The organism is Pseudomonas frederiksbergensis, from assembly GCF_001952935.1.
Lineage (GTDB): Bacteria > Pseudomonadota > Gammaproteobacteria > Pseudomonadales > Pseudomonadaceae > Aquipseudomonas > Aquipseudomonas frederiksbergensis.
The window spans coordinates 3,688,569-3,715,059 of sequence record NZ_CP018319.1 but is presented as its reverse complement, the minus strand read 5'-3'; the positions used below and the strand labels follow the sequence as shown (position 1 = coordinate 3,715,059).

The following is a 26,491-nucleotide window of genomic DNA, read 5'->3' as shown; positions in this document are numbered from 1 at the left end:
CAAAGGCTGATCAAGATACACAGCAGGCCCGGACCACACAAGCCGCCGAAAGTCGGAGAAACCTGCGCCTGATGTGGCCTTTCGTCGGGGTAACCCTAGTCGCAACCCCATCACTAACTGTCGCTTGGCCGCACTTTTCAACCCCTCGCCCACCGGCAACCCGACGCTCGCGCCGAGTGCCTTGACCCACGACGAAAACCTTAGCCGGTATTACGCAAACCGGCGGCAATCCCCGCCACAGACACCAGCAGCGCTTGTTCTACCGGGCTGCCCTGCGCCACTTCCTGCTGTCGCGAACGCGCCAACAACTCAGCCTGCAATAGATGAAGAGGGTCAAGGTAGGTGTTGCGCAAGCGGATGAATTCAAGCGTGGCGGGGCTATGTGCCAGTAGCTGCGACTGACCGGTCAGCCCCAGGACCACCGAGCAGGCCTGCGACAATAGGTCGCGTAAATGCGCACCCAAAGGGAGCAGATCCGGCTCGACCAAACGCTCATCGTAAGACCGGGCGATATCGGCGTCAGCCTTGGCCAACACCATTTCCAGCATATCGATGCGCGTACGGAAGAACGGCCACTGCTCGCGCATCTGCCCCAGCAGCTCACCTTCGCCACGCTCCAGCGCCTTGCTCAACGCCGCTTCCCAGCCGAGCCAGGCCGGTAACATCAGGCGTGTCTGGGTCCAGCCGAAGATCCACGGGATCGCCCGCAGGCTTTCAATCCCGCCGGCGCGGCGCTTGGCCGGGCGACTGCCCAGCGGCAAGCGCCCCAGTTCCTGCTCCGGAGTGGACTGGCGGAAATACTCGACGAACTGCGGATTTTCCCGCACCACGGCGCGATAAGCGCTGACACCGTCAGCGGCCAATTCGTCCATCAGATTGCGCCAGGCAGGCTCCGGTGGTGGTGGCGGCAGCAAGGTCGCTTCCAGTACCGCTGCCAGGTACAGATTGAGGTTCTGCTCGGCGATGTCCGGCAGGCCAAATTTGAAACGAATCATTTCCCCCTGCTCGGTGGTGCGGAAACGCCCCGCCACCGAACCCGGCGGCTGCGACAGAATCGCCGCGTGTGCCGGACCGCCGCCGCGCCCCACGGTGCCACCGCGACCATGGAACAACAGCAGTTCCACTTGCTGCTCGCGGCAGATGTCGACCAAGCGCTCCTGCGCCCGGTACTGCGCCCAGGCCGCCGCCGTCGTGCCGGCGTCCTTGGCCGAGTCCGAGTAGCCAATCATCACTTCCTGCGGCCCTTGCAGGCGCGAGCGATAACCGGGCAGCAGCAACAGCTGTTCGATCACCGGGCCGGCGTTGTCGAGGTCGGCAAGGGTCTCGAACAACGGCACCACGCGCATCGGCCGCAATACGCCCGACTCTTTGAGCAGCAGTTGCACGGCCAGCACATCGGAAGCGGCGCCGGCCATGGAAATCACATACGAACCGAGCGAAGCCCCCGGCGCGGCAGCGATTTCCCGGCAGGTCGCCAACACTTCGGCGGTGTCGGCCGATGGCTTGAAGTACGCCGGCAACAACGGTCGGCGATTGTTCAATTCGCGCATGAGGAAAGCGATGCGCTCTTCCTCGCTCCAGTCCTCATAACGCCCCAGGCCCAGGTAATCGGTGATCTCGGTCATGGCCGCGGTATGTCGCGTCGAGTCCTGACGCACATCGAGCCGTACCAGGAACAACCCGAACGTCACCGCCCGGCGCAGGCAATCGAGCAACGGACCATCAGCGATCACGCTCATGCCGCACTCATGCAGCGAGTGGTAGCACAGCTCCAGCGGATCAAGCAGTTCGCGGTTGTTTTGCAACACATCGGCAGGTGCCGGCGTGGTCTTCGTCAAGGAGGCATGAGCCCAGTTGCGCGTCGCGCGCAGGCGTTCGCGCAGCTGTTTAAGCACCGCACGGTAGGGCTCGGCGCTGTCCCCTGCCTTGGCCTTCAAGTCATCGCTGGCCTGCTGCATCGACAACTCGGCCGCCAGATGATCGACATCGCGCAGGTACAAATCCGCCGCCATCCAGCGCGCCAGCAGCAAGACTTCACGGGTCACGGCGGCGGTTACGTTGGGATTGCCATCGCGGTCACCGCCCATCCACGAGGCAAAGCGAATCGGCGCGGCCTCCAGTGGGAGGTGCAGGCCCGTGGCGTCATGCAAGGCTTTATCGGCCTTGCGCAAATAATTGGGGATCGCCTGCCACAGCGAATGCTCGATCACCGCGAAGCCCCACTTGGCTTCATCCACTGGGGTTGGGCGAGTGCGGCGGATTTCTTCGGTGTGCCAGGCTTCGGCGATCAGGCGCTGCAACTTCGTGTGGATCTGCTCGCGTTCGGCAGTGGTCAGGTCGCGATGGTCCTGGGCGGCCAGTTGCGCGGCAATCGCGTCGTACTTCTGGATCAGCGTGCGGCGCGCGACTTCGGTCGGGTGCGCGGTGAGGACCAACTCGATCTCCAGCCGTCCCAGTTGCCGGGCCAGGGAGTCGGCGCCATGACCTTCAGCACTCAGGCGGGCGAGCAGTTCTGGCAGTACCCGCGCTTCGAACGGCGCAGGCTGTGACTCTTCGCGACGGTGAATCAGCTGATATTGCTCGGCGATATTGGCCAGGTTGAGAAACTGGTTGAACGCCCGCGCCACCGGCAGCAACTCTGCTTCGCTCAATTGGTTGAGGCTGGCGCTCAGTTCAGCGTCCATCGAACCGCGACGGTCGGCCTTGGCGCCTTTGCGGATCTGCTCGATCTTGTCGAGAAAACCGTCCCCGTACTGTTCACGAATGGTGTTGCCCAACAGTTCACCCAACAGGTGAACATCCTCGCGCAAGCGTGCATCAATATCGGTCATCAGCAGTTCTCCAGCGAAAATCCGGGTGACTTGAGGTCCATGCTCTTGGGTTAGAGAGTGCCGCTGTAAAGCGGTTCTTACAAGCGGACGAGAATGGGAATGCTGTTCACCTGAGAAAGTTTGGGGTTGGGGGTGGGGATTGGGATTGCTGGGGGCATATCCGTTTCTGCGGTAACGGCTGCTGGCGGTTTCGCTTTTACAGCGAGTCACTTGGAAAGGCCCCAAGTAACCAAGGGCTCCTGCCCCGCCATTCGGTGCCTCGCCTAGGCTCGGCATGCCCTCACTCCGGCATTGCTCCGGGGGCCCGCCGCCATCGGCCATCCATGGCCGGGGGCGGCTACCGCGGCATCCTTGCCGCGGTGCCCCCTGCGCAACGCCTGCGTTCGGCCTCTGGGAAAGGGGCAGGCAGATCAAGATCAAAAGCCAGAGCCAGAGCCAGATCAACAGCTCCCGACACCCACTGATCGTTCCCACGCTCCGCGTGGGAATGCATCCCGTGACGCTCCGCGTCACCCCTGCGCAAGACTCGAGCCTTGCGTCGACAGCGGAACGCGGAGCGTCCCCGGCGGCATTCCCACGCGGAGCATGGGAACGATCAATACGTGCAAGCGTTGAGGAAACAGGCCGGCCGGTAGGCCGCCTTGCTTTGCTTTTGCGGTGCACGCCCCCTCGGGAGGCCGAGTGGAGGTTCTGCGCAGTGGGCAACCCGGCATGGATGCCGGGTTAGCCGCCCCCGGCCATGGATGGCCGATGGCGGCGGGCCCACGGAGCAGGACCGGAGCGAGGGCATGGCGAGCCTAGGCGAGCCACCGAACGAAAGGGGCAAGAGCCCTTGGTTACTTGGGGCTCTTCCAAGTGACTCGCTGTAAAAGCGAAACCGTAATCAGCCATCACCCCAAAAACGGATATACACCCAATTCCCCAATGAACCCCATGCCCCCCATGCCTCCCAACGCCATAAGACGACGAAGGGACTTTAAACCCTGAGCGTTAAGGCTAGTCTGAAGAATAAGCCGTACAACGGCTGCCACCGGCAATGGCCGGACACTGACACTGCCTGCCACGAGCAGGTGCGCATTGAGGTCACTATGAAAATTCGCGAGCTTGCCCAACATTGGGAAGAAAACGCCAAAGGTCGCCTGACCGACACCGGATACTCGATTCATCTGGATGTGGAGGCCGCCGCTCGGTTGGCGGCCATTATCGAGATGTACCCGAAACGGCAGCCCGAAGAACTGCTCGGCGAACTGATCGGCGCCGCCCTGGAAGAACTCGAAAAAAGCTTCCCGTACGTGAAGGGCTCAACCGTCGTGGCCACCGACGAAGAAGGTGACCCGCTGTACGAAGACATCGGCCCGACTCCGCGCTTTCTCGCATTGTCCCGTCGTCATTTGCATGATTTGTCGGCCGTCGACGACAAACAGAAACACTGATTACCGCACTTCTTTCCCCCTCCAAAATGCGTATTCCTGACCCCTACAAGGCCCGGAATACGGCTGCTTGCGGCAAGAATTCCCGGTTTAGAGCCTTGTCCACCCGGTCAATTTTTTTGGGCAATGAGCCATATTCTCTGAACTTTCGAAAAACCCCTCGGGTCACACCCATTAACCACGCCTGGGACGGCCGTTTCAAAACACCCCCGAAAATTGAAGGCTGCGGCTCCATACCCAGGATGGATTTTTAAGTTTCTCAGGAGTTATTCCAATGGAGTTGAAGACTATGAAAACCCGAATTGCCAAATCCTCGTTCCCCCCTCTGCGCAGCCTGAAACTGGTAGCACTGGCCATCGGCAGCAGTCTCATTCTGGCCGGTTGTGCCGGTAACCCGCCAAGCGAGCAATTCGCCGTGACGGAATCGGCGGTCAACAGCGCCGTCAGTGCCGGCGGTACAGAATTCGCGGCAGTGGAAATGAAGTCCGCGCAGGATAAGCTCAAACAAGCCGAAATCGCCATGCACGACAAAAAGTATGACGAAGCCAAAATCCTGGCCGAACAGGCCGAGTGGGACGCTCGCGTGGCTGAGCGCAAAGCCCAGGCGATCAAAGCTGAACAGGCTGTGAAGGACTCTCAGAAAGGTGTTCAAGAACTGCGTCAGGAAAGCCAGCGCACCGTTCAATAAACGGCCGGCACGACGCACTTCTTACTCGATTAAAAGGACGAAACCACCATGCGTACACAATTGATGATCCCTGCCCTGCTGGCTGCAAGCGTTGCACTGGCCGCCTGTTCCACGCCGCCGAACGCGAACCTGGAACAGGCCCGCAGCAACTACACCGGCCTGCAGACCAACCCGCAAGCCAGCAAAGTGGCGGCACTGGAAACCAAAGAAGCCAGCGATTACCTGGACAAGGCCGACAAGGCTTACCAGGACAAACAAGACCAGGCCAAGGTCGATCAACTGGCTTACCTGACCAATCAACGTGTGGAAGTGGCGAAGCAGACCATCGCCCTGCGCACCGCCGAAGCCAATCTGAAAAATGCTTCCGCGCAACGTGCCCAGGCTCGTCTGGATGCCCGCGATGCGCAAATCAAGCAATTGCAGGACAGCCTGAACGCCAAGCAGACCGATCGCGGCACCTTGGTAACGTTCGGTGATGTGTTGTTTGCCACTGACAGGGCTGACCTGAAGTCCAGCGGTCTGGTGAATATCAACAAACTGGCGCAGTTCCTCTCGGAAAACCCTGATCGCAAAGTGATCGTTGAGGGCTACACCGACAGCACGGGCGCCGCCAACCACAACCAGTCGCTGTCCGAGCGTCGTGCCGGTTCCGTGCGCATGGCGCTGGTGAAAATGGGCGTTGATCCGGCGCGCATCGTGGCGCAGGGTTACGGCAAGGAATACCCGGTGGCCGAGAACAGCAGCGTCTCGGGCCGTGCGATGAACCGTCGGGTGGAAGTGACCATTTCCAACGACAACCAGCCAGTGATCCCGCGTTCGGCGGTCAGCTCGAACTAAGCTTCGCCTGCTGAAACACAAAAGCCCCGCCTGATTTGATCAGGCGGGGCTTTTGTTTTTAAGATCAAAAGGAGCGTTACGGTTGCAGCTTCTGCGGGGTTTCCTCGCCCATGCAGCGCACCGCTTTTTTCTTGTTGTTGATCAACACACCGCTCAGGCCTTTCTGTTCGGTGTCGAACATCACCAGCACGCCGTCGATGCACTGCGCGACTTGCGCGGCCGGTTCCAGGGAGACTTTGTAGTCTTCGCCCGGCACCGTCTTGAGCATGGTGAAATCGCTGAGCAGCAGTGCATCTTCGGGTTTGGCGAAGTGCAAGTAGCCGTAGAACCACAGGGCTCCGACGGTGCCGAGGATGCTGCAGATACCGGTGATGATCAGCGGGATGGCGTTACGTTCTTCACTCATTGCGGACTCTCTGGTGGTTCATCTTCAGAATTGTTCGGCGCCGGGTAATTCGGCACTTCGCCCAAGCGGCGCAGACCGTTGAAATGCTGCGGGTCGTCGAGATAACGCAACATGACTTTGCGCCAGACCGGGTCGGCGAACGTCTGCACATGCCCGCCACGGGTCAGTTGCAGCACTCGCGGCGGCGGCGCAGCTTGATACAGACGGATGCCGTTGGAAAGGGGCACGATCGGATCGTCGATGCTGTGGTAGATCAGTTTCGGCACGCCATTGAGCTGCGCCATGGAGTTGATCGCGCTGTCTCCGTCCGGCACCAGCCAGGACAGCGGGACCTGGAATGTCCAGAAAACCCATGAATTGCTCAACGCAAAGCGACCGACACTGCGGTAACTGGCGGGCACGCCGTCAAGCACGAAGGCCTTGAGTTGCTTCTGTCGCTCGGGGTGTTGAACGAGATAGTGAACGGCCATCGAACCGCCGAGGCTCTGGCCCAGCAGGATCAGCGGCTTGCCTTTGACCTCCGGCGCCTGGTCGAGCCATTTGAACGCGGCGTCGATGTCCTGATAGATCGCCGGCAAACTCGGTTTGCCTTCAGACAGCCCGTAACCGCGATAGTCCACCAGCAGCACTTGATACCCTTCTTTCGGTAACCACCAACTGCCCCCAAGGTGCATGGGCAGGTTGCCGCCGTTACCGTGCAAATGCAGCACCGTGCCTTTGACCTCGACACCTTTTTTCGCCGGCAACCACCAGCCGTGCAGCTTGAGGCCATCGGCGGTGGTCAGGGTGACGTCGCGGTATTCGAGCTTGGCTTTTTCCGGGGTAAACAGCTGGCCGGGCTCAGGGTAGAACAGCAGCGAACTGCAGCCGCTCAAGATCACCAGCAGGCAGAAGAAGCCGAGGATTCTCATCCGATGAAACCTCGTGAAGTGTGGTTGGAATGCGGACCCAATGTGGGAGCGGCGGTGCGGCGATCCGACTTGCTCGCGAAAGCGGTGTGTCAGACAACAGAAATGTTGAATGTTAGACCGCATTCGCGAGCAAGCCCGCTCCCACATTTGAACGGCATACACGTTAGAGGATATTGGAGTAATCCGCTTCAATCCGGTCCAGGCTCAGATGATTGAGGAAGTTGGAGAAGCACATCCACGCCGACAGCGCGTTCAGGTCACGGAACTGATCCGGCAAATACTTCGGTGGCACCACCAGCCCTTCGTCCACCAACTGGCGCAAGGTCCGCATGTCTTCCAGCGTGGTCTTGCCGCAAAACAGCAGTGGTATCTGCTCAAGCTTGCCTTTACGCACGGCCAACTGAATGTAGTTGTAAACCATGATGAAGCCCTTGAGGTAGGACAAGTCTTTGGTAAATGGCAGACCTGTCGGCACCGAGCCACGGAATACCCGGCTGGCATTGCCGTAGCTTTCAGCCATCTCAAAGCCTTGCTCGCGGAAGAACTCGAAGATCTGCAGGAAGTCCGCGCCCTCCTCCACCATGTGAATGGCGCGGGTGCGGTTGGTCAGTTTGCGCAGGCGACTCGGGTACGAGGCGAAGGTGATGATTTCCATCAGGATCGCCAGGCCTTCCTGAGTCACCGTCGACGACGGCGGGCCTTTGGAGAGGAAGGTGCAGATCGGCTGGTTCAGACCATTGAGCGTGGTTCCCACATGCACCAGCCCTTCGTGGACTTCCAGAGCGCGCACGTCACGGTCGTTGAACATCGCGTCGGCGCGGATCTTGATGTAGTCGGCGCCAGCCGCCGCATCGGCGACGATCCCGTCAGACTCGAATACGCGAATGGTTTCCTCGGCCTCGCCGAACACCTTGTTCAAGCGGGTTTGCAGCAGGTGGACAGCTTCCTTGGCGGTGAGGAGTTTCGGTTCGTCCTTCAGGTCGCCACGGCCATCGATATTGTTCAGGTAATCCGAGAGCATCAGGCCCAGGTCGGAAAGGGTTGGATCGCCGGCGTGGAACGCGTCGGAAGCGGCACCGTAAAGCTCCTGTGAAATCAGCCCGAAATCCTCGGTGCCGCGCGCTTCGAGCATGCGCACCACCATCCTGTATTCCTTGCACATGCGGCGCATGATCTGGCCGACCGGGTTGAACTGACCAAGCTGACGGGTGATGTCGCGTTCGATGTTCTGGAATTCCAGCTTCACCTTGCTGGAGTCGAACGCCAGGGGCCGGTTCAGGTAGTAATCGCGGTCCACCGCCGGCATTTCCTTGCCCTTGGCCTTGAGGAAACCCTTGCGGATGTTGTCGTCCCACTTCACCGCATCCAGGACGCGAATCGGCGTCTGCGCCAGCACAATGCGATCGGACAAAATGCGTATCGACTGCTGGTAATCGTCCACCCGAAACTCCTGTAGAAAAACCATTTACGTGCTGGGTTTATTTGGCTTTGGCCAGGCGCTGATAGCGCACGGCCTCGACGAACACATCGGAATTGGCCGGGTCGTCAAGGTAGGCGAAGACCTGGTCCAGCGTGTTGTTGACCAATACGCCGTCGCCATCGTCGGTCTGGAAGCCTTCGCCGCTGAGGATTTTTTCCCTCAGGGCCTGGTTGATCTGCTCGAGGTCGAGGTTGTAGACCACCAGCTCATGCTTATCGGTGAGTTCAAAACCGGCGATAGTGAAATGCCCACCGAACTGCGCCGGCACTTTGGCCGACAAGTACCAGCGACTGCCATGGCGGGTCACCGTGAAGGGATAGGCTTCACGCTCCTTGGGTTTAGCCTTGAAGTAGCTGACGGCCTGATAGTGATTGTCGCCCAGGCGTGTCAGCTCCAGATTCATCGGCTCGCCCCAGGCGTTGGTGCTGGTCCATTTGCCGAGCAACCCTTCAGGCGCGGGCTCGCTCGAGGGCAGCGGCTCCTTGAAGGTCACCAGACAGCCGCTGAGCAGCAGGAACGACAAGGCGATCACAACGACACGCCAGGCTTTCATTCAACACTCCCTTTGAATACACGCGGACCTCAAGTGAACACCAACTCCCCTTGTGGGAGCGAGCCTGCTCGCGATAGCGGTGTGTCAGCCAACATCAATGTTGAATGTTAAACCGCTATCGCGAGCAGGCTCACTCCCACAGGAGGTGTGGCGCCCACAAGGGTTACACCGACGCCAATACCAGGTGCATATACCGCGTGAGGATGCCGAGCATTTCGGCTTCGGCGACAGGCTCGGCGTCGTTGAGCAGGCCCTGATATTCCATCCGTCCGATAATCGCCGTCAACACTTTGGCATCCTGTTGTGGTTCGCGGGAACCCAACACCTCGAAAAAATGGCAGGTGCCTTGCAGAAGAATTTGCTGATGCGAGCGCACCAACTCCGCCAGACGCGGGTTCAATAGCGCCTCCTGACGGAACGCCTGCTCGGCCATCAAGTGTTCGCGACGGTTGTGCAATTGACGCTGCACATAATCGGCGGTCAGTCTCGCGATATCGTCGGCCAGCTGTGAACGCGACTCAGGGCTGCCATCGCCATAAGCAACCATCTCGCGCAGCAGGCCTTCGTTGCTGGTCCACAACTTGGCCATGAACGCCGCGCTGCGTTCCACGTATTGGGCAAAGGTATCGGTGAGCAGGTCATCGATGTCCTTGAAATAGTAAGTGGTGGCCGACAGCGGCACACCGGCCTCGGCGGCCACCGCGCGGTGACGCACAGCCCGCACGCCATCGCGCACGACAATGCGCATCGCCGCATCGAGAATGTCCTGTCGACGCTGTTCACTGCCCTGTCGGCTGGCCTTGCGACCCTGGTACTGAACACTTTCAGCGACCGCAGTGGCGACGTCCGCTGCACCCTCTTGAGCAATTGCACGGTTCACGACAGGTATTCCTCTCTTACTTGAAAAGTAACCAATTGATACGTTTGTACCAGACAGGCAATAAAAAGCCGCCTGTTTTAGGCGGCTTTTTTATCGAAACACTTACGCTTGAGGCCGCATGTGCGGGAACAGGATCACGTCGCGGATCGACGGGGAGTTGGTCAGCAGCATCACCAGACGGTCGATGCCGATACCTTCACCGGCCGTTGGCGGCATGCCGTACTCCAGCGCGCGAACGAAGTCGGCGTCGTAGTGCATGGCCTCGTCGTCGCCGGCGTCCTTGTCAGCCACCTGCGCCATGAAGCGCTCGGCCTGGTCTTCCGCGTCGTTCAACTCGGAGTAGGCGTTGGCGATTTCGCGGCCACCGATGAACAGTTCGAAACGGTCGGTGACGTTCGGGTTGTCGTCGTTACGACGGGCCAGCGGCGACACTTCGAACGGGTATTGAGTAATGAAGTGCGGCTGCTCCAGCTTGTGCTCGACCAGTTCTTCGAAAATCATCACCTGCAATTTGCCCAGACCTTCGAAGCCCAGCACCTTGGCGCCGGCCTTCTTGGCGATGGCGCGGGCCTTCTCGATATCAGTCAGGTCGTCAGCGGTCAGCTCAGGGTTGTACTTGAGGATCGAGTCGAACACCGACAGACGCACGAACGGTTCGCCGAAGTGGAACACCTTGTCGCCGTACGGCACGTCGGTGCTGCCCAGAACCAGCTGCGCCAGTTCGCGGAACAGTTCTTCGGTCAGGTCCATGTTGTCTTCGTAGTCGGCGTAAGCCTGATAGAACTCCAACATGGTGAATTCAGGGTTGTGACGAGTCGAAACGCCTTCGTTACGGAAGTTGCGGTTGATCTCGAAGACCTTTTCAAAACCACCGACCACCAGACGCTTGAGGTACAGCTCAGGCGCGATACGCAGGAACATTTCCAGGTCCAGCGCGTTGTGGTGAGTCTCGAACGGCTTGGCTGCCGCGCCACCTGGAATGGTTTGCAGCATCGGCGTTTCCACTTCCAGGAAGTCGCGCTGCATCAGGAAGCTGCGGATGTGCGCAATCACTTGCGAACGTACGCGGAAAGTCTGGCGCACTTCTTCGTTGACGATCAGGTCAACGTAACGCTGGCGATAGCGCTGTTCAGTGTCGGTCAGGCCGTGATGTTTGTCCGGCAGCGGACGCAGGGACTTGGTCAGCAGGCGCACTTCAGTCATTTCGACGTACAGGTCGCCCTTGCCGGAACGGGCCAGGGTGCCAACGGCTGCGATGATGTCGCCCATGTCCCAGGTTTTCACCGAGGCCAGGGTTTCTTCGGAAAGGGTTTTACGGTTGACGTAGACCTGAATGCGACCGGTCATGTCCTGGATCACCATGAACGAGCCACGGTTGAGCATGATGCGACCGGCAACCTTGACCGGGATCGCAGCCTCTGCCAGCTCTTCCTTGGTCTTGTCCGCGTACTGTTTCTGCAAGTCTTCGCAGTAGTTGTCGCGGCGGAAGTCGTTCGGGAAGGCATTGCCCTTGGCGCGCTCGGCAGCCAGCTTTTCCTTGCGCAGGGCGATCAGGGAGTTTTCTTCCTGTTGCAGGGCTTGCGGGTCGAGTTCTAGGTCGCTCATGTCTTTAAATATTCCATCACAGGTTCGTTGCCCCCGCGGGTGGCAGGGGACTTAAGGTCTTGACTGGCGGTTTACAGGCCTTGCTTCAGGCTGGCCACCAGGTATTCGTCGATGTCGCCGTCGAGCACCTTGTCGCAGTCACTGCGTTCGACGTTAGTACGCAAATCCTTGATTCGCGACTGGTCGAGCACGTAAGAACGGATCTGGTGACCCCAGCCGATGTCCGACTTGGTGTCTTCCAGGGCCTGGGAGGCGGCGTTGCGTTTCTGTATTTCCTGCTCGTACAAGCGCGCCCGCAACATTTTCATCGCGGTGTCTTTGTTCGCGTGCTGGGAGCGTTCGTTCTGGCAACTGACCACGGTGTTGGTCGGTACGTGCGTAATACGCACGGCCGAGTCGGTGGTGTTTACGTGCTGACCACCGGCACCGGAGGAGCGATAGGTATCGATGCGCAGGTCCGACGGGTTGATGTCGATTTCGATGTTGTCATCGATTTCCGGCGACACGAACACGGCCGAGAACGAGGTATGGCGACGGTTGCCGGAATCGTACGGGCTCTTGCGCACCAGGCGGTGCACGCCGATTTCGGTACGCAACCAGCCAAAGGCGTATTCGCCCTTGATGTGCACGGTAGCGCCTTTGATACCGGCGACTTCACCGGCCGACAGTTCCATGATGGTCGCGTCGAAACCGCGTTTGTCGGCCCAGCGCAGGTACATACGCAGCAGGATGTTGGCCCAGTCCTGAGCCTCGGTACCGCCAGAGCCGGCCTGGATGTCCAGGTAGGCGTTGTTGGCGTCCATCTCACCGCTGAACATGCGACGGAATTCGAGTTTTTCCAGGGATTCGCGCAGGCGCTCGACTTCGGCAGCGACGTCATCGACGGCGGCCTGGTCATCTTCTTCGGCGGACATCAGCAGCAGGTCTTTGGCGTCGGCCAGGCCTGTGTGCATTTCGTCGAGGGTTTCGACGATCTGAGCCAGCAGCGACCGCTCGCGGCCCAGCTCCTGAGCGTACGTCGGGTTGTTCCAGACAGACGGATCTTCAAGCTCGCGATTGACTTCAGTCAGACGCTCATGCTTTTGATCGTAGTCAAAGATACCCCCGAATAGTTTCGGAGCGCTCGGACAGGTCCTTGATACTGTTAAGGATCGGGTTGATTTCCATGGCGGGCAGCACTCGTTGGCGAACTTTTGAAAGCCGGCGAGTATAACGTAAACAGGCTGTCACGGCAGCCCGCCTGGCGGCTTTAGGGGCGAATGGTTTTGGCTAAACGGCGAACACTTGTAGCAGCGGTCGAGCCCGCGAGCCCGCGAGGCCGCGAGGCCGCGTTCGAGGACGAAGTCCTCGCCAGTCCTGCGCACGCGGTTTGTCTGGAAGACCGCGTTGCCTGGTTTTACGACGGCTGCGTCCGAACGCGGCCCGCACCGAACGCAGCCTCGCGGGGCTCGACAGCTGCTACGGTGCTACGGCGTGAGGTGGTTTGTGGGTTATTCGATCCCAACCTGATTGCGCCCATTGTTCTTCGCCAGATACAGCCCCTTGTCTGCCGCCGAGATCAATTGACGGCAATCGCCGCCCGGTTGCGGGGTCATGGTCGACAGGCCGATGCTGATGGTCAGGCTCGAACCTTCAATCGGGGAAATATGCGGAATTTTTAGCGAAGCTACGGTCTGGCGCAGTTTTTCCGCCACCATCCGGGCCCCGCCCGGCGACGTGTTGGGCAGCACCAGGGCGAACTCTTCGCCGCCGTAACGGGCCGGCAGGTCCGAAGGTCGGGCGCTGGCATCACGGATCGCCGTGGCCACTTTGCGCAAGGCTTCATCGCCTTCAAGGTGACCGAAACTGTCGTTGTAGGACTTGAAGTAATCCACATCGATCATCAGCAGGGACAGTTGACTCTGGTCGCGCAGCGAACGGCGCCACTCAAGCTCCAGGTATTCGTCGAAATGCCGACGGTTCGACAGCCCGGTCAAGCCATCCGAGTTCATCAAGCGTTGCAGCACCAGGTTGGTGTCGAGCAACTGCTGCTGGCTGACCCGCAGCGCGCGATACGCGGCGTCACGCTGCAGCAACGTCATGTAGGAGCGCGAGTGATAGCGGATGCGCGCCACCAGTTCGATGTTGTCCGGCAGCTTGACCAGGTAATCATTGGCCCCAGCCGCAAACGCCGCGCTCTTGATCAACGGGTCTTCCTTGGTCGACAGGACAATGATCGGGATGTCCTTGGTCGCCGGATGGTTGCGGTACTCGCGCACCAGGCTCAAGCCGTCAAGACCGGGCATCACCAGATCCTGGAGAATCACCGTCGGTTTTATACGGATCGCCTGGGCGATGGCCTGGTGCGGGTCGGAGCAGAAATGGAAGTCGATGTTTTCTTCGTTCGACAACCCGCGGCGCACCGCCTCGCCGATCATTGCCTGATCGTCTACCAACAACACCATGGCGGCGTTTTCGTCGGTTTTGAAGCCGTCGAGCTGTAAGTCATTCATAGGCAGTCACCTGAGTACTACTTGGTCCAGGATTGCTGTGAAAGTTCTTCATTTGGGGAATATCTCCAGCAATCGTGGCGCTATCTTGTCCAGTGGACGGATTTCCATCGCGGCATCGATGGCCGCTGCCGCCTTCGGCATTCCGTACACCGCACTGCTGTTCTGGTCCTGAGCGATGGTCAGGTAGCCCTGTTGGCGCATGAGTTTAAGCCCCTGTGCGCCATCGCGTCCCATGCCAGTGAGCAAAACACCCACGGCATCGCCGTTCCAGTAACTGGCCACACTCTCGAAAAACACATCGATCGAGGGTCGGTAGATCTCGTTGACCGGTTCGGCGGTGTAGGCCAGCGTGCCGTTTTTCAACAAGCGAATATGGTGGTTAGTGCCCGCCAGCAACACCGAGCCGGCCTGCGGAGGCTCACCTTCCTGGGCCAGGCGCACATCCAGGCCGCTGGCGCTGCTGAGCCATTCGGCCATGCCGGCGGCGAACACCTGGTCGACATGCTGCACCAGCACGATGGCCGCCGAAAAATTTTGCGGCAGCCCCTTGAGCAATACTTCCAGCGCCGCCGGCCCACCTGCCGATGAGCCAATGGCGACCAGGCGCTGGCGCGAACCTGAACTGCGGTGCGGGCTCGGGGCGGCTCGCTCGCGATTGCCCCGGTCACCGATCAGCCAACCGATGTTCATGATCTTGCGCAGTAACGGGGCTGCTGCCTCCTGGGCATTGCCGGCACCGATGGCCGGCGTATCGACCACATCCAGCGCTCCGTGGCCCATGGCTTCGAACACCCGATGCACGTTCTGCTCGCGGTCGACCGTAACGATGACAATCGCGCACGGCGTCTCGGCCATGATCCGCCGAGTCGCCTCCACGCCGTCCATCACGGGCATGATCAGGTCCATCAGAATCAGATCCGGCGTATTTTCAGCGCAGCGCTGCACCGCCTCGGCCCCATTGCTGGCGACCCAGACCACCTCGTGCGCCGGATCGAAAGCCAAGGCGCGGCGCAGGGCCTCCACCGCCATGGGCATGTCGTTGACGATCGCTATTTTCATGCACGCGCTCCTCCAATGAGCTCAACCACCGCGTCAAGCAGGGCGTCGTCATGAAAACTGGCCTTGGCTAGATAATAGTCGGCTCCAGCGTCCAGTCCACGGCGACGGTCCTCTTCACGATCCTTGTAAGACACCACCATCACCGGCAGGGATTGCAGGCGATTGTCCCGACGCAGCAAAGACACCAGCTCGATGCCATCCATGCGCGGCATATCGATATCGGTGATCAGCAGATCGAAATCCTCCGATCGCAATGCGTTCCAGCCATCCATTCCGTCCACCGCCACCGCCACGTCGTAGCCGCGATTGAGTAGCAACTTGCGTTGCAGCTCACGCACCGTCAGCGAATCGTCGACCACCAGAATCCGTTTTCGAGCCGCTTCAACCGCCTGGTTGCCCTGTCGGGCGATGCGCTCAAGACGCCCGGTATTGAGCAGTTTGTCCACCGAACGCAGCATGTCTTCGACATCGACGATCAGCACCACCGAACCATCGTCGAGCAAGGCCCCGGCGGAAATGTCCTGCACCTTGCCCAGACGCTCGTCCAGCGGCAACACGACCAACGTCCGCTCGCCGATAAACCGCTCGACCGCCACGCCGTAAATCGCCTCGCGCTCGCGAATCACCACCACTTTGAGGGTTTGCTGACTGTTCTGGCCCGCTGGACGCTGCAACAGCTGACTGGCGGCGACCAGCCCGACATGCCGGCCTTCGTGCCAGAAATGCTGACGACCTTCGACCTGGACAATGTCCGCCGACTCCAGATCGCACATCCGTTCGATGTGGGCCAGCGGGAAGGCATACGCCTCGTCGCCGACTTCCACCACCAGACTGCGCACCACCGACAGGGTCAGCGGCACTTCGAGGTGAAAACGACTGCCCTCGCCCGCCACCTGCTCCAGCACGACCGCGCCGCGCACCTGGCGGACCATGTGCTGGACCGCATCCAGCCCGACGCCGCGCCCGGAGACTTCGGTGACTGTGTTGCGCAGGCTGAAACCCGGCAAGAACAGGAAGGTCAGCAGCTCTTCCTCACTCAATTGCGCGGCGGTTTCGGCCGGGGACAATTGGCGTTCGATGATGCTGCGGCGGACCTTTTCCAGATCGACGCCATTGCCGTCATCGCTCAGCTCCAGCACCAGCAAACCGGCCTGATGGGATGCACGCAAACGGATCAGGCCTTCAGCGGGTTTGCCCGCCAATAGCCGTTGTTCCGGGGATTCGATGCCGTGATCCACGGCATTGCGCAGCAGGTGAGTCAGCGGCGCTTCCAGCTTTTCCAATACGTCACGGTCGACCTGGGTTTTCTCGCCCTCGATCTCCAGCCGCACATGCTTGCCAAGGCTGCGACCGAGGTCGCGAACCATGCGCTCCTGCCCGGTCAACACATCGGCAAACGGCCGCATGCGACAGGCCAGCGCGGTGTCGTACAACACTTGCGCCCGTTGACTGGCCTGCCAGGCGAACTCATCCAGCTCAGCGTTCTTTTCCGCCAGCAATTGCTGAGACTCAGCCAATAGCCGACGAGCGACTTCGAGGGCTTCCTGTGCTTCCAGGCTCAAGGCATGTTCCTTGAGGTGGACGTTGAGATTTTCCAGGGCTCGCAGGCCGTTGTTCTGCATGCGCTTGAGGCGTTGCATGGTGGCCAGGTGCGGTTTGAGCCGCAGGGTTTCCACCAGGGATTTGCTCGACAGATCAAGCAGGCTGTTCAGGCGTTCGGCCGTGACTCGCAGCACCCGCTCGCCATTTTCGGTAGTGCGCTTGGCCTTGCGTGGCGGTTCTGCGGATTGCGGTTCGGCGACTGGGATTGGTGCATCGGCCTTGGGCGCAGGTGCTTCGAGCTGAAGTTCCGCCATCACTGGCGCGACTGGCGCAGTGACCGGCGCGGGCACCGCCATCGGATCCAGCAACAGCGCCATCAACACCCCATAGGCCTCGATTTCCGCCGGTTCAGGGTTGTTGTCCGGCGTCGCAATGCGCATCAGCAAATCGGTGCCTTGCAACAAGGCATCGATGTGCTCGGGCCGCAGGTACAGGCGCCCTTCCTGGGCACTGACCAGGCAATCCTCCATCACATGCGCGACGCTGACCCCGGCATCGACGCCGACAATCCGCGCCGCGCCCTTGAGCGAGTGCGCCGCGCGCATGCACGATTCGAGATGATCGGCCTGGGTCGGGTCGCGCTCCAGCGCCAGAAGACCTGCGCTCAGCACCAGCGTCTGGGCCTCGGCTTCCAGACTGAACAGTTCCAGCAAAGAGGCGTCGCGCATTTGCTCGGGGGTCATGTAAGGCTCCGGGTCACGGCGGACAACAGCTGTTCTTCATCCAGCCAACGCAGGCTGCGACCTTTGAATTGCAACACGCCACGGGTGTATTTGGCGCTGGCCTGCGTACCAGAGCGGGACGCCGCCTCGAGGACGCGCTCGTCGATGGCGTGAATCCCGTCCACTTCATCCACCGGCACCACTACCGGCCCGCCGTGTGCGGCGATGATCAGCATGCGCGGCATGACCCGCGCACCGGACGCCGCGCTGCTGGCGCCGTCGAGCCCGAGCAATTCCACCAGCGACAGGCACGCCACCAACGCGCCGCGCACATTCGCCACGCCGAGCAAAGCCCGGGAGCGTTGGTGCGGCAGGGAATGAATCGCTTGCAGCGGCGCCACTTCCACCAGACTGCGAGTGGCCAGGGCCAGCCATTCTTCGCCCAGGCGGAACATCAGCAGTGAACGGGTTTTCACCTCGCTCTCGAGCGTGCTGGAGGCTTGACCGCGGTCTTCCTGCTGTAGCGAGTAGCGATCGAGCAAGCGCGTCGCGGCGGCCGAATACACCGCGCAATTGCGGCAGTGAATGTGATCGCTCAGTAGCGGGCAGGACTTGTCGCCGTGGATACCGATGCGGTTCCAGCAGTCGTCGATGGCCTGGGCATCTTCATGGGTGAGGCTAAAGGTGTCGGCGGCATTCATCGTTTACGCTCACTGTCAGCGGCGCGCTCGCTGCGGGCGGCGCGGTCCTGCAATCGTCTGGCTCCCGCCGTGTCGCCCAAGGATTGCAGCAACGCTGCCAGGTGCATCAACGCGTCGGGATGTTGCGGGTCGAGGTACAACGCCTTGCGATAAAAACCCTGGGCTTCAAGGACTCTGCCGGCGACATCGCTGAGCAAGCCCAGCCAGTAGAAGACCTGGGCCACGGGTTCATGACTGCGCAAATAGCTATCGCACGCGGCGCGGGCCTCGGCACTTTTGCCTTCGTTGGCCAGCGCGGCGATGTTTGCCAGCAGTGTGCCGGTGTCCGGGTTGGCGACTTTCGTCACGGCAGGTAGCGGCGCCAGCGTTGCAAAGGGCCGGTTGCGAACGGGCGGCGGTGCCACGCTGGGCACCGGTTGGCGCACGGGCAGAGGCGTCGGCACGAACGTCGCAATGGGCACAGGCTCCGGTGCGCTTTGACGACTGAACGCAAAGGACTGCGGGATGCCGATCGAACGCATGCCGAAACGGCCGAGCAAGCTGCCCTCGGCCGGGCCGATAAACAGCACGCCATCCACATGAGTCAGACGCTTGAGCACTTCGAACACTTGCTGCTGGGTCGGCTGATCGAAATAGATCAGCAGGTTGCGGCAAAACACAAAGTCATACGGCGGTTCGTTGGCCAGCAACGTCGGATCCAGCAGATTGCCGACCTGCAAACGCACCTGTTCGAGCACTCGCCCGCTGAGGCGATAGCCCTCCTCGCCTTCGGCGGTGAAATGCCGGTCACGAAAGGCGATGTCCTGGCCCCGAAACGAATTCTTGCCATACAGCGCGCGCCGGGCTTTTTCCACCGACAACGGACTGACGTCCATGCCTTCGACCTTGAACTGGTGCGGCTGTAACCCGGCATCGAGCAACGCCATGGCGATGGAATACGGTTCTTCACCGGTGGAACACGGCAGGCTGAGAATCCGCAGCGCGCGCATATTGTTGATGTCGCTAAGGCGTTTGGTGGCCAGTTTCGCCAACGTGGCGAAGGATTCCGGATAACGAAAAAACCAGGTCTCGGGGACAATCACCGCTTCGATCAGCGCCTGCTGCTCGTCCTGCGAACCCTGCAAGGTGTGCCAGTACTCATCGGCTGTCGACGCGTTGGACGCCTTGCTGCGCTGGCGCACCGCACGCTCGATGATCGCCGGGCCCACCGAGGTCACATCGAGACCGATGCGCTCTTTGAGGAAATCGAAAAACCGCTGATCGTTACTCATGGCCGCTCCTCAAGCAGCGCCAGGTCCGACGGCTGCGATGGAAACAGCAGCGCGCGAACCTGATCGTCAAGCAAATCGGCGACCCTCACCCATTGCAGCAAACCCTGGTCATCTTCACGCACTGGCCCGAGGTACGGCGCCTGACGATTGTCCAGGCCATAGGGCTGAAAATCTGCCGGATCGCAGCGCAAGGTATCGGTGGCCTGCTCCAGAATCAGCCCGAGCAATTGCGCCTCAGCGAACTCATCCGGGCAGTAGTTGACCAGCACCAGGCGGGTGCTGGTGCGGGCCTGGGCCGGTTGGCCGAACGTCAGCGCGCTGAGGTCGATCACCGGCACCACCGCGCCGCGGTAGGCGAACACCCCGGCCACCCATTCCGGCGCGCGGGGAATCGGTTTCAACGGCAGACGCGGCAGCACTTCCGCCACCTCGATCGCCTGCAGGGCGTAACGCTCGCTGCCGATGCGGAACACCAGAAACAATGATTGCAGCGCCGGCTTCACGGCGGTGCGTTTGGCCGTGGGTTCGCTCATCAGACTTTGAATCGCGAAACGCCGCTGCGCAGCCCTACGGCCACCTGGCTCAGTTCATCGATGGCGAAACTGGCCTGGCGCAGGGACTCGACGGTCTGGCTGCTGGCATCGCCCAACTGCACCAGCGCGTGGTTGATCTGTTCAGCGCCCGTGGCCTGGGCCTGCATGCCTTCGTTGACCATCAACACCCGCGGCGCCAATGCCTGAACCTGATGGATGATCTGCGACAACTGCTCGCCGATTTGCTGCACTTCGGACATGCCACGGCGCACTTCTTCAGAGAACTTGTCCATGCCCATCACCCCGGCCGACACCGCCGACTGGATCTCGCGCACCATCTGTTCGATGTCGTACGTGGCGACGGCGGTCTGGTCTGCCAGACGCCGCACTTCGGTGGCGACCACGGCAAAACCACGGCCATATTCACCGGCCTTTTCGGCCTCGATCGCCGCGTTGAGCGACAGCAGATTGGTCTGGTCGGCGACCTTGACGATGGTCACCACCACCTGATTGATGTTGCCGGCCTTCTCATTGAGGATCGCCAGTTTGGCGTTGACCAGATCGGCCGCGCCCATCACCGAGTGCATGGTCTCTTCCATCCGCGCCAGGCCTTGCTGCCCGGAACCGGCGAGCACCGAGGCCTGATCGGCGGCGGTGGAGACTTCGATCATCGTGCGCACCAGATCCCGCGAAGTGGCCGCAATCTCACGGGACGTCGCGCCGATTTCGGTGGTGGTGGCGGCGGTTTCGGTGGCGGTCGCTTGTTGTTGCTTGGAGGTGGCGGCGATCTCGGTCACCGAGGTGGTGACCTGCACCGAGGAGCGCTGGGCCTGGGACACCAGGGACGTCAGCTCGGCCATCATGTCGTTGAAACCGGTTTCCACGGCGCCGAATTCGTCCTTGCGCGCCAGGTTGAGGCGACCGCTGAGATCGCCGGTACGCATTATTTCGAGGATCTGCACAATGCGATTCATCGGCGCCATGATCGCGCGCATCAACAAAAGACCACACAATCCGGCACACAGGACTGCGACCAGCAACGAAATGCCCATGATCAGCTTCGCCACGGCGACCGATGAAATGATCGAGTCAGTGGCCTCTTCAGCCGCCCGCCTGTTGAATTCAATGAGTTCATCCAGCTGTTTGCGGCCGGCAGTCCAGGCCGGGGTCAACTGTTCGGCGAGTAGGCGACGGGCCTGTTCGAAGTCCTTTTTCTGGTAGACATCGAGTACCGCTTCGAGCTGCTCGTCATATTGGTCGTGCAGCTTTTCAAACTCGTCGAACCTTGCCTGATCATCTTTCTCGAAAATGGTGCCCTGGTAGCTGGCCATCGCGCGTCCCAGCCTTTCCTCAATACGCTGGTACATATCCTTGTCAGCCTGGGTCATGTCTCGACCGCCACCCAGCCCGATCAGTTGCTGGGTCAGGACGTAATCATCGACCCAGGCTCCGCGAATCAGGGAGCTGTAGTGAATCCCGGGAACACTGTCCGAGCGCACAACGTTCTCGCTGGCCTCAATCGACAGTAAACGGGAATACGACACCACGACCATGAGCAACATGATGGTGATAATCACCGCAAAGCTCGCCAAGATGCGTTGGCGCAACGTCCAGTTCTTCACAGTCAGTCCTCGGGTGCGGTTCAAATGTTGCGGAGTATAGCTGAGGGCTGTGTTTCATTTATAAGACTGTTGTCAGGAGTGCATCGGAAGAAACGGGCCGTGGAAATGACAATAGAATTTCTGGTGCTGCTTAAAAAGCCATCGCGAGCAGGCTCTCCCACACTCGACCGAGTTGTCCTTAAAATACAAAACGCCCGACGCGGTGCATCGGGCGCTGGGGTAAAACAGCTGTAAACCTATTTCAGGACCAGACAGCGCTTAGATAGAAGCCTGGCGAACCTGCTTCTCCAGCTCTGCCTTCAACCCCGGCTCAAGCTTCAGCTGACGTGCAAGCTCATCGAGGTAGGACTTTTCCATGAAGCTTTCCTCATCCACCAACATCACACTGGCGATGTACATCTCGGCAGCCATTTCCGGCGTGCTGGCGGCGCGCGCGACTTCTGTCGGGTCGAGCGGCTTGCTGAGTTCGGCATGCAGCCACTGCTGCAGTTCCTGATCGTTATCAAGCTTGCTGAATTCGCCTTCGATCAATGCACGCTCGCGCTCATCAACGTGGCCATCGGCTTTGGCCGCTGCAACCAGCGCCTTGAGGATCGCCTGGCTGTGCAATTCGACTTGCGCTGGAGGCAGGCGGTCGAGTGTCTGCGGTTCAGTCTTTGACACGGTGCCCTGCTGGGCCTGCCAATTACCGTAGGCTTTGTAGGCAATGACGCCGAGCGCCGCGAGGCCGCCGTAGATGGCGACTTTGCCGCCGACGTTGCGTGCCTTTTTGCTGCCGAGCAACAAGCCCATCGCACCCGCTGCCAACGCCCCGCCGCCTGCGCCCGAGAGCAAGCCGCCGAGGCCGCTCGAACCGCCGCTGCCGCCGAGCAATCCGCCCAAACCACCACTGGAGGACTTGTTTTGTGAGCCGCCGGCCTTGTTCTGCAACATGTCCTGACCGGACTTGAGTAGCTGATCGAGCAATCCACGCGTGTTCATTTGCCGCCTCCAAAAAAGGGGTTAACCGGATCAATAAGGCCACCAGCCTAGATCGAAAGTGCCCGGCATTCGGGAGCGAGAGTGCTTCGAGATGTTGCGTAGCGCTATTGCGCTGATCACGGCCCTTCAGAAAAATGGATATACACTCAAGCAAATCTATAAAAACCGCCCACCCGGTAATGCGCCCATGATGACCTTGCGTCAGATCCGTCATTTCATCGCCGTGGCCGAGACCGGCTCGATCTCCGCCGCCGCACAAACCGCGTTTATTTCGCAATCGACACTGACCCTGGCGATCCAGCAACTGGAGCAGGAAATCGGCGTCGGCCTGTTCAACCGCCACGCCAAGGGCATGACGCTGACCCACCAGGGTCACCAATTCCTACGCCAGGCGCACCTGATTCTGGCAACGGTAGACAACGCCAAACGCAGCCTGCAACAGAGCACCGATCAGGTCGCCGGGCAGTTGATCATCGGCGTGACCAGCCTGGTGGCCGGTTATTACCTCGCGGATCTACTCACTCGTTTCCAGCGCGCCTACCCCAACGTCGAAATCCGGGTGATGGAAGATGAGCGCCCATATATCGAGCATTTGCTGGTCAGCGGTGAGATCGATGTCGGCGTGCTGATTCTCTCCAACCTTGAGGACCGCCACGCCTTGCAGACCGAAGTGCTGACCCACTCACCCCATCGGTTGTGGCTGCCGGCCCAGCATCCGCTGCTGGAACACGACAGCATCAACCTCGCCGATGTGGCCCGTGAGCCGTTGATTCAGCTGAACGTCGATGAAATGGACCGCAACGCCCAGCGCATGTGGGCAGCCGCCTCCCTGCAACCGCGCATTACCTTGCGAACGGCATCGACGGAAGCGGTGCGAAGCCTGGTGGCAGCCGGATTGGGCGTGTCGATCCAGCCCGACATGACTTATCGCCCATGGTCACTGGAGGGCGACATCATCGAAGCGCGGCCGATTGCCGACCTGAGCCAGACCCTCGACGTCGGTCTGGCCTGGCGTCGCGGCACCGCGCGCCCAGCGCTGGTGGACCCGTTCCTGACCGTCGCCCGCGAGCAACCTCCCGGCGGGCGCAAGCCATCTATTTAATCGAACGCCACCTTCAGTATTTAGAATTTGTCGACCTCGGGTGCGGCGCCTAGTCTTGGTACATCTAAAAGACGGTCGCGCCCCGGTCACAGGGAGCAGCATGGCCACACAAGAAAAGAGAACCCGAAAAATGGCTGGCGCGCAGACCCCGTTGTTCACCGCGTTGTTGATCGATGGCGAATTGGTCGCGGGCCAGGGTTTTGTCGAACCGATCCTCAACCCAGCCACCGGGGAAGTGCTGACCCACATCGCCGAAGCGAGCACCGAGCAAGTCGAAGCCGCGATCCTCGCCGCCCACCGCGCCTTCGCCGGTTGGTCGCGGACCACGCCGCAACAACGCTCGAACCTGTTGCTGGACATCGCCAACGCCATCGAAAAACAAGCCGACCTTCTCGCCCGCCTCGAATCCCTGAACTGTGGCAAGCCGTTGCACCTGGCGCGTCAGGATGACTTGAGCGCCACGGTCGATGTGTTCCGCTTCTTCGCCGGTGCCGTGCGTTGCCAGACCGGCCAGCTCAGCGGCGAATACCTGCCCGGCTATACCAGCATGGTTCGCCGCGATCCGATTGGTGTGGTAGCGTCGATTGCGCCGTGGAACTACCCGATCATGATGGCCGCGTGGAAAATCGCCCCGGCCCTGGCTGCCGGCAACACGTTGGTGTTCAAGCCCTCCGAACACACGCCGCTGTCGATTCTGGCCCTGGCGCCGGCGCTGGCCGAGATCCTGCCGCGCGGTGTGATCAACATCATTTGCGGTGGCGGTGAAGGCGTCGGCAGCCACTTGGTCAGTCATCCTAAAGTGCGCATGGTGTCGCTGACCGGCGATATCGTCACCGGGCAAAAAATCCTCCAGGCCGCGGCGAAAACCCTGAAACGCACTCACCTCGAACTCGGTGGCAAGGCCCCGGTGATCGTTTGCAACGATGCGGACATACAAGCCGTGGTCGAAGGCGTTCGCACTTATGGCTATTACAACGCCGGCCAGGACTGCACCGCGGCCTGCCGCATTTATGCACAGGCCGGAATTCATGATCGCTTGGTGGCCGAACTCGGGGCGGCGGTCAGCAGTTTGCGCTTCGCCGGCAAGCGCGACGCCGACAACGAGATCGGCCCGCTGATCAGCACCCGCCAGCGTGATCGCGTGGCGAGTTTCGTCGAGCGCGCCCTCGGTCAGCCGCACATCGAACGAGTGACCGGCGCGGCGGTGCATTCCGGGGCCGGCTTCTATTACCAGCCAACCTTGCTGGCCGGTTGCAAACAGACTGATGAGATCGTCCAGCGCGAAGTGTTCGGGCCGGTGGTCACCGTGACCCGTTTCGATCAGCTCGAACAAGCCGTGGACTGGGCCAACGACTCGGAATACGGCCTCGCCTCCTCGGTCTGGACCCAGAACCTGGACAAGGCGATGCAGGTTGCGGCGCGCTTGCAGTACGGCTGCACCTGGATCAACAGCCATTTCATGCTGGTCAGCGAAATGCCCCACGGCGGCCTGAAGCGTTCGGGCTACGGCAAAGACTTATCCAGCGATTCGCTCCAGGACTACAGCGTGGTGCGGCACATCATGGCCCGCCACGGCCAGCATCTCTGACTACGCTTATAACAAGCCCGCTAACGGCCTGCCTCACCACGTTCAAAACTGCCCCGACCATAATTAAAGAAGAGGGAAACCCCATGTTCGTGCACAAGACCGCACTGCTCAGTGCAATTACCACCGCGCTGCTGGCCAGTGCCAGTATCCAGGCCGCCGAACCGCTGAAAGCCGTCGGTGCCGGCGAAGGTCAGCTGGATATTGTGGCCTGGCCTGGCTACATCGAACGTGGCGAAAGCGACAAGGCCTATGACTGGGTCACCGGTTTCGAAAAAGAAACCGGCTGCAAGATCAACGTCAAGACTGCTGCAACCTCCGATGAGATGGTCAGCCTGATGTCCAAGGGTGGTTATGACCTGGTGACGGCATCCGGCGACGCCTCCCTGCGGTTGATCGCCGGCAAACGTGTGCAGCCGATCAATACGGCGTTGATCCCGAACTGGAAGACCATTGACCCTCGGCTCAAGGATGGCCCGTGGTATGTCGTCAACCAGCAAACCTACGGCACCCCGTACCAATGGGGGCCGAACGTGTTGATGTACAACACCAATATCTTCAAAACGGCGCCGGACAGCTGGAGCGTGGTGTTCGAAGAACAGACCCTGCCGGACGGCAAGTCCAACAAGGGCCGGGTCCAGGCCTATGACGGCCCGATCTACATCGCCGATGCGGCGCTTTATCTCAAATCGAAACAGCCGGAACTGGGCATCAAGGACCCGTACCAGCTCAATGAAGCGCAATACAAAGCGGCGCTGGACCTGCTTCGCAAGCAACAGCCCTTGGTCCACCGCTACTGGCACGACGCAACGGTCCAGATGAGTGACGTCAAGAACGAAGGCGTGGCGGCGTCCAGCACCTGGGGCTACATGGTCAACGGCCTGGTGGCGGACAAGCAGCCGGTTGCCTCGGTCATTCCAAAAGAAGGTGCAACGGGCTGGGCCGACACCACCATGTTGCACGCCGAAGCCAAGCACCCGAACTGCGCCTACAAGTGGATGGACTGGTCGCTGCAACCGAAAGTCCAGGGTGACCTGGCGGCCTGGTTCGGTTCGTTGCCAGCGGTTCCTGCGGGCTGCAAAGAAAGCGAGTTGCTCGGCGCCGAGGGTTGTAAAACCAATGGCTTCGACCAGTTCGAGAAGATCGCCTTCTGGAAGACCCCACAGGCTGAGGGCGGCAAATTCGTGCCGTACAGCCGCTGGACCCAGGACTACATCTCGATCATGGGTGGTCGCTGACACACCCCGTACCGATCGTTCC

The 26,491-nt window shown here is 60.6% G+C and carries 22 protein-coding genes; 6 read left to right on the top strand and 16 right to left on the bottom strand.

Annotated elements, in window-relative coordinates; genetic code table 11:
- Window positions 1-200: 200 nt before the first annotated feature.
- Window positions 201-2,831, bottom strand: coding sequence for a phosphoenolpyruvate carboxylase (gene ppc, locus PFAS1_RS17245; protein WP_076029902.1), 2,631 nt, complete (start codon window positions 2,829-2,831; stop codon window positions 201-203).
- Window positions 2,832-3,919: 1,088 nt separating this feature from the next.
- Between ppc and PFAS1_RS17235 the strand changes: the two genes are divergently transcribed.
- The 3 genes from PFAS1_RS17235 to lptF all read left to right on the top strand — a co-directional run bounded on the left by PFAS1_RS17235 (window position 3,920) and on the right by lptF (window position 5,786).
- Entirely contained in the window at window positions 3,920-4,264 is a 345-nt protein-coding gene (locus PFAS1_RS17235; RefSeq protein ID WP_076029900.1) for a pilin assembly protein, read from the top strand.
- Window positions 4,265-4,535: 271 nt separating this feature from the next.
- Window positions 4,536-4,949 carry a DUF4398 domain-containing protein gene (locus tag PFAS1_RS17230; protein WP_076029899.1) on the top strand — a complete coding sequence of 138 codons (414 nt, stop codon included), beginning with the start codon at window positions 4,536-4,538 and terminating at the stop codon, window positions 4,947-4,949.
- Window positions 4,950-4,997: 48 nt separating this feature from the next.
- Window positions 4,998-5,786, top strand: a complete 789-nt coding sequence (lptF, locus tag PFAS1_RS17225) for a lipotoxin F family OmpA-related lipoprotein LptF (RefSeq protein ID WP_074879786.1) — start codon at window positions 4,998-5,000, stop codon at window positions 5,784-5,786.
- Between the two features lie 76 nt (window positions 5,787-5,862).
- Here the strand turns inward: lptF and PFAS1_RS17220 are convergent, their stop codons facing one another.
- The 15 genes from PFAS1_RS17220 to PFAS1_RS17150 form a co-directional block, all read right to left on the bottom strand.
- On the bottom strand, window positions 5,863-6,192 hold the full coding sequence (locus PFAS1_RS17220) for a hypothetical protein (RefSeq protein WP_074879789.1): 330 nt from the start codon (window positions 6,190-6,192) through the stop codon (window positions 5,863-5,865).
- On the bottom strand, window positions 6,189-7,103 hold the full coding sequence (locus tag PFAS1_RS17215; protein WP_076029898.1) for an alpha/beta hydrolase: 915 nt from the start codon (window positions 7,101-7,103) through the stop codon (window positions 6,189-6,191). The genes PFAS1_RS17220 and PFAS1_RS17215 overlap by 4 nt, the downstream gene beginning before the upstream one ends.
- A gap of 163 nt (window positions 7,104-7,266) precedes the next feature.
- Complete coding sequence (locus PFAS1_RS17210) at window positions 7,267-8,568, bottom strand: flavohemoglobin expression-modulating QEGLA motif protein (RefSeq protein ID WP_198044918.1); 1,302 nt, start codon at window positions 8,566-8,568, stop codon at window positions 7,267-7,269.
- A gap of 13 nt (window positions 8,569-8,581) precedes the next feature.
- Entirely contained in the window at window positions 8,582-9,136 is a 555-nt protein-coding gene (locus PFAS1_RS17205; RefSeq protein ID WP_076029897.1) for a hypothetical protein, read from the bottom strand.
- A 163-nt stretch (window positions 9,137-9,299) separates the two neighbouring features.
- Window positions 9,300-10,016: a TetR/AcrR family transcriptional regulator gene (locus PFAS1_RS17200; protein WP_076029896.1), complete on the bottom strand. Its 717-nt coding sequence runs from the start codon at window positions 10,014-10,016 to the stop codon at window positions 9,300-9,302.
- Between the two features lie 102 nt (window positions 10,017-10,118).
- Window positions 10,119-11,621, bottom strand: coding sequence for a lysine--tRNA ligase (gene lysS, locus PFAS1_RS17195; protein ID WP_074879805.1), 1,503 nt, complete (start codon window positions 11,619-11,621; stop codon window positions 10,119-10,121).
- Window positions 11,622-11,692: 71 nt separating this feature from the next.
- A protein-coding gene (gene prfB, locus PFAS1_RS17190; protein ID WP_156886728.1) for a peptide chain release factor 2 occupies window positions 11,693-12,788 on the bottom strand; the annotation gives its coding sequence in 2 pieces (ribosomal slippage) (window positions 11,693-12,715 and window positions 12,717-12,788; 1,095 coding nt in all).
- A 323-nt stretch (window positions 12,789-13,111) separates the two neighbouring features.
- A complete protein-coding gene (locus PFAS1_RS17185; RefSeq protein ID WP_076029895.1) occupies window positions 13,112-14,113 on the bottom strand; it encodes a response regulator in 1,002 nt (333 codons plus the stop codon).
- 48 nt (window positions 14,114-14,161) lie between these two features.
- Window positions 14,162-15,172 carry a chemotaxis response regulator protein-glutamate methylesterase gene (gene cheB, locus PFAS1_RS17180; RefSeq protein WP_074879811.1) on the bottom strand — a complete coding sequence of 337 codons (1,011 nt, stop codon included), beginning with the start codon at window positions 15,170-15,172 and terminating at the stop codon, window positions 14,162-14,164.
- Window positions 15,169-17,457 carry a hybrid sensor histidine kinase/response regulator gene (locus PFAS1_RS17175; RefSeq protein ID WP_076029894.1) on the bottom strand — a complete coding sequence of 763 codons (2,289 nt, stop codon included), beginning with the start codon at window positions 17,455-17,457 and terminating at the stop codon, window positions 15,169-15,171. Before PFAS1_RS17175 ends, cheB begins: the two co-directional genes overlap by 4 nt.
- Window positions 17,454-18,137 carry a chemotaxis protein CheW gene (locus PFAS1_RS17170; protein WP_076029893.1) on the bottom strand — a complete coding sequence of 228 codons (684 nt, stop codon included), beginning with the start codon at window positions 18,135-18,137 and terminating at the stop codon, window positions 17,454-17,456. The genes PFAS1_RS17175 and PFAS1_RS17170 overlap by 4 nt, the downstream gene beginning before the upstream one ends.
- Complete coding sequence (locus PFAS1_RS17165; protein WP_076029892.1) at window positions 18,134-19,408, bottom strand: CheR family methyltransferase; 1,275 nt, start codon at window positions 19,406-19,408, stop codon at window positions 18,134-18,136. The genes PFAS1_RS17170 and PFAS1_RS17165 overlap by 4 nt, the downstream gene beginning before the upstream one ends.
- Window positions 19,405-19,941 carry a chemotaxis protein CheW gene (locus PFAS1_RS17160; RefSeq protein WP_076029891.1) on the bottom strand — a complete coding sequence of 179 codons (537 nt, stop codon included), beginning with the start codon at window positions 19,939-19,941 and terminating at the stop codon, window positions 19,405-19,407. The genes PFAS1_RS17165 and PFAS1_RS17160 overlap by 4 nt, the downstream gene beginning before the upstream one ends.
- Complete coding sequence (locus PFAS1_RS17155; protein ID WP_076029890.1) at window positions 19,941-21,563, bottom strand: methyl-accepting chemotaxis protein; 1,623 nt, start codon at window positions 21,561-21,563, stop codon at window positions 19,941-19,943. The genes PFAS1_RS17160 and PFAS1_RS17155 overlap by 1 nt, the downstream gene beginning before the upstream one ends.
- Before the next feature lie 258 nt (window positions 21,564-21,821).
- Entirely contained in the window at window positions 21,822-22,544 is a 723-nt protein-coding gene (locus tag PFAS1_RS17150) for a tellurite resistance TerB family protein (RefSeq protein WP_076029889.1), read from the bottom strand.
- Between the two features lie 187 nt (window positions 22,545-22,731).
- On the opposite strand from PFAS1_RS17150, the gene PFAS1_RS17145 reads away from it, so the two are divergent.
- The 3 genes from PFAS1_RS17145 (at window position 22,732) to ydcS (ending at window position 26,469) form a co-directional block, all read left to right on the top strand.
- Window positions 22,732-23,646, top strand: a complete 915-nt coding sequence (locus PFAS1_RS17145; protein ID WP_074879830.1) for a LysR family transcriptional regulator — start codon at window positions 22,732-22,734, stop codon at window positions 23,644-23,646.
- A 100-nt stretch (window positions 23,647-23,746) separates the two neighbouring features.
- Complete coding sequence (locus PFAS1_RS17140; protein ID WP_074879833.1) at window positions 23,747-25,234, top strand: gamma-aminobutyraldehyde dehydrogenase; 1,488 nt, start codon at window positions 23,747-23,749, stop codon at window positions 25,232-25,234.
- An 83-nt stretch (window positions 25,235-25,317) separates the two neighbouring features.
- The gene (gene ydcS, locus PFAS1_RS17135; RefSeq protein ID WP_074879836.1) at window positions 25,318-26,469 is read left to right on the top strand and encodes a putative ABC transporter substrate-binding protein YdcS; all 1,152 of its coding nucleotides are present in this window, start codon (window positions 25,318-25,320) and stop codon (window positions 26,467-26,469) included.
- Window positions 26,470-26,491 lie beyond the last annotated feature (22 nt).

What these genes read in the sequence shown, in the direction of transcription:
- ppc (WP_076029902.1), bottom strand. Translation starts at nt 2,831, where the DNA reads ATGACCGATATTGATGCACGCTTGCGCGAGGATGTTCACCTGTTGGGT.
- PFAS1_RS17235 (WP_076029900.1), top strand. Translation starts at nt 3,920, where the DNA reads ATGAAAATTCGCGAGCTTGCCCAACATTGGGAAGAAAACGCCAAAGGT.
- PFAS1_RS17230 (WP_076029899.1), top strand. Translation starts at nt 4,536, where the DNA reads ATGGAGTTGAAGACTATGAAAACCCGAATTGCCAAATCCTCGTTCCCC.
- lptF (WP_074879786.1), top strand. Translation starts at nt 4,998, where the DNA reads ATGCGTACACAATTGATGATCCCTGCCCTGCTGGCTGCAAGCGTTGCA.
- PFAS1_RS17220 (WP_074879789.1), bottom strand. Translation starts at nt 6,192, where the DNA reads ATGAGTGAAGAACGTAACGCCATCCCGCTGATCATCACCGGTATCTGC.
- PFAS1_RS17215 (WP_076029898.1), bottom strand. Translation starts at nt 7,103, where the DNA reads ATGAGAATCCTCGGCTTCTTCTGCCTGCTGGTGATCTTGAGCGGCTGC.
- PFAS1_RS17210 (WP_198044918.1), bottom strand. Translation starts at nt 8,568, where the DNA reads ATGGTTTTTCTACAGGAGTTTCGGGTGGACGATTACCAGCAGTCGATA.
- PFAS1_RS17205 (WP_076029897.1), bottom strand. Translation starts at nt 9,136, where the DNA reads ATGAAAGCCTGGCGTGTCGTTGTGATCGCCTTGTCGTTCCTGCTGCTC.
- lysS (WP_074879805.1), bottom strand. Translation starts at nt 11,621, where the DNA reads ATGAGCGACCTAGAACTCGACCCGCAAGCCCTGCAACAGGAAGAAAAC.
- PFAS1_RS17185 (WP_076029895.1), bottom strand. Translation starts at nt 14,113, where the DNA reads ATGAATGACTTACAGCTCGACGGCTTCAAAACCGACGAAAACGCCGCC.
- cheB (WP_074879811.1), bottom strand. Translation starts at nt 15,172, where the DNA reads ATGAAAATAGCGATCGTCAACGACATGCCCATGGCGGTGGAGGCCCTG.
- PFAS1_RS17175 (WP_076029894.1), bottom strand. Translation starts at nt 17,457, where the DNA reads ATGACCCCCGAGCAAATGCGCGACGCCTCTTTGCTGGAACTGTTCAGT.
- PFAS1_RS17170 (WP_076029893.1), bottom strand. Translation starts at nt 18,137, where the DNA reads ATGAATGCCGCCGACACCTTTAGCCTCACCCATGAAGATGCCCAGGCC.
- PFAS1_RS17165 (WP_076029892.1), bottom strand. Translation starts at nt 19,408, where the DNA reads ATGAGTAACGATCAGCGGTTTTTCGATTTCCTCAAAGAGCGCATCGGT.
- PFAS1_RS17160 (WP_076029891.1), bottom strand. Translation starts at nt 19,941, where the DNA reads ATGAGCGAACCCACGGCCAAACGCACCGCCGTGAAGCCGGCGCTGCAA.
- PFAS1_RS17150 (WP_076029889.1), bottom strand. Translation starts at nt 22,544, where the DNA reads ATGAACACGCGTGGATTGCTCGATCAGCTACTCAAGTCCGGTCAGGAC.
- PFAS1_RS17145 (WP_074879830.1), top strand. Translation starts at nt 22,732, where the DNA reads ATGATGACCTTGCGTCAGATCCGTCATTTCATCGCCGTGGCCGAGACC.
- PFAS1_RS17140 (WP_074879833.1), top strand. Translation starts at nt 23,747, where the DNA reads ATGGCCACACAAGAAAAGAGAACCCGAAAAATGGCTGGCGCGCAGACC.
- ydcS (WP_074879836.1), top strand. Translation starts at nt 25,318, where the DNA reads ATGTTCGTGCACAAGACCGCACTGCTCAGTGCAATTACCACCGCGCTG.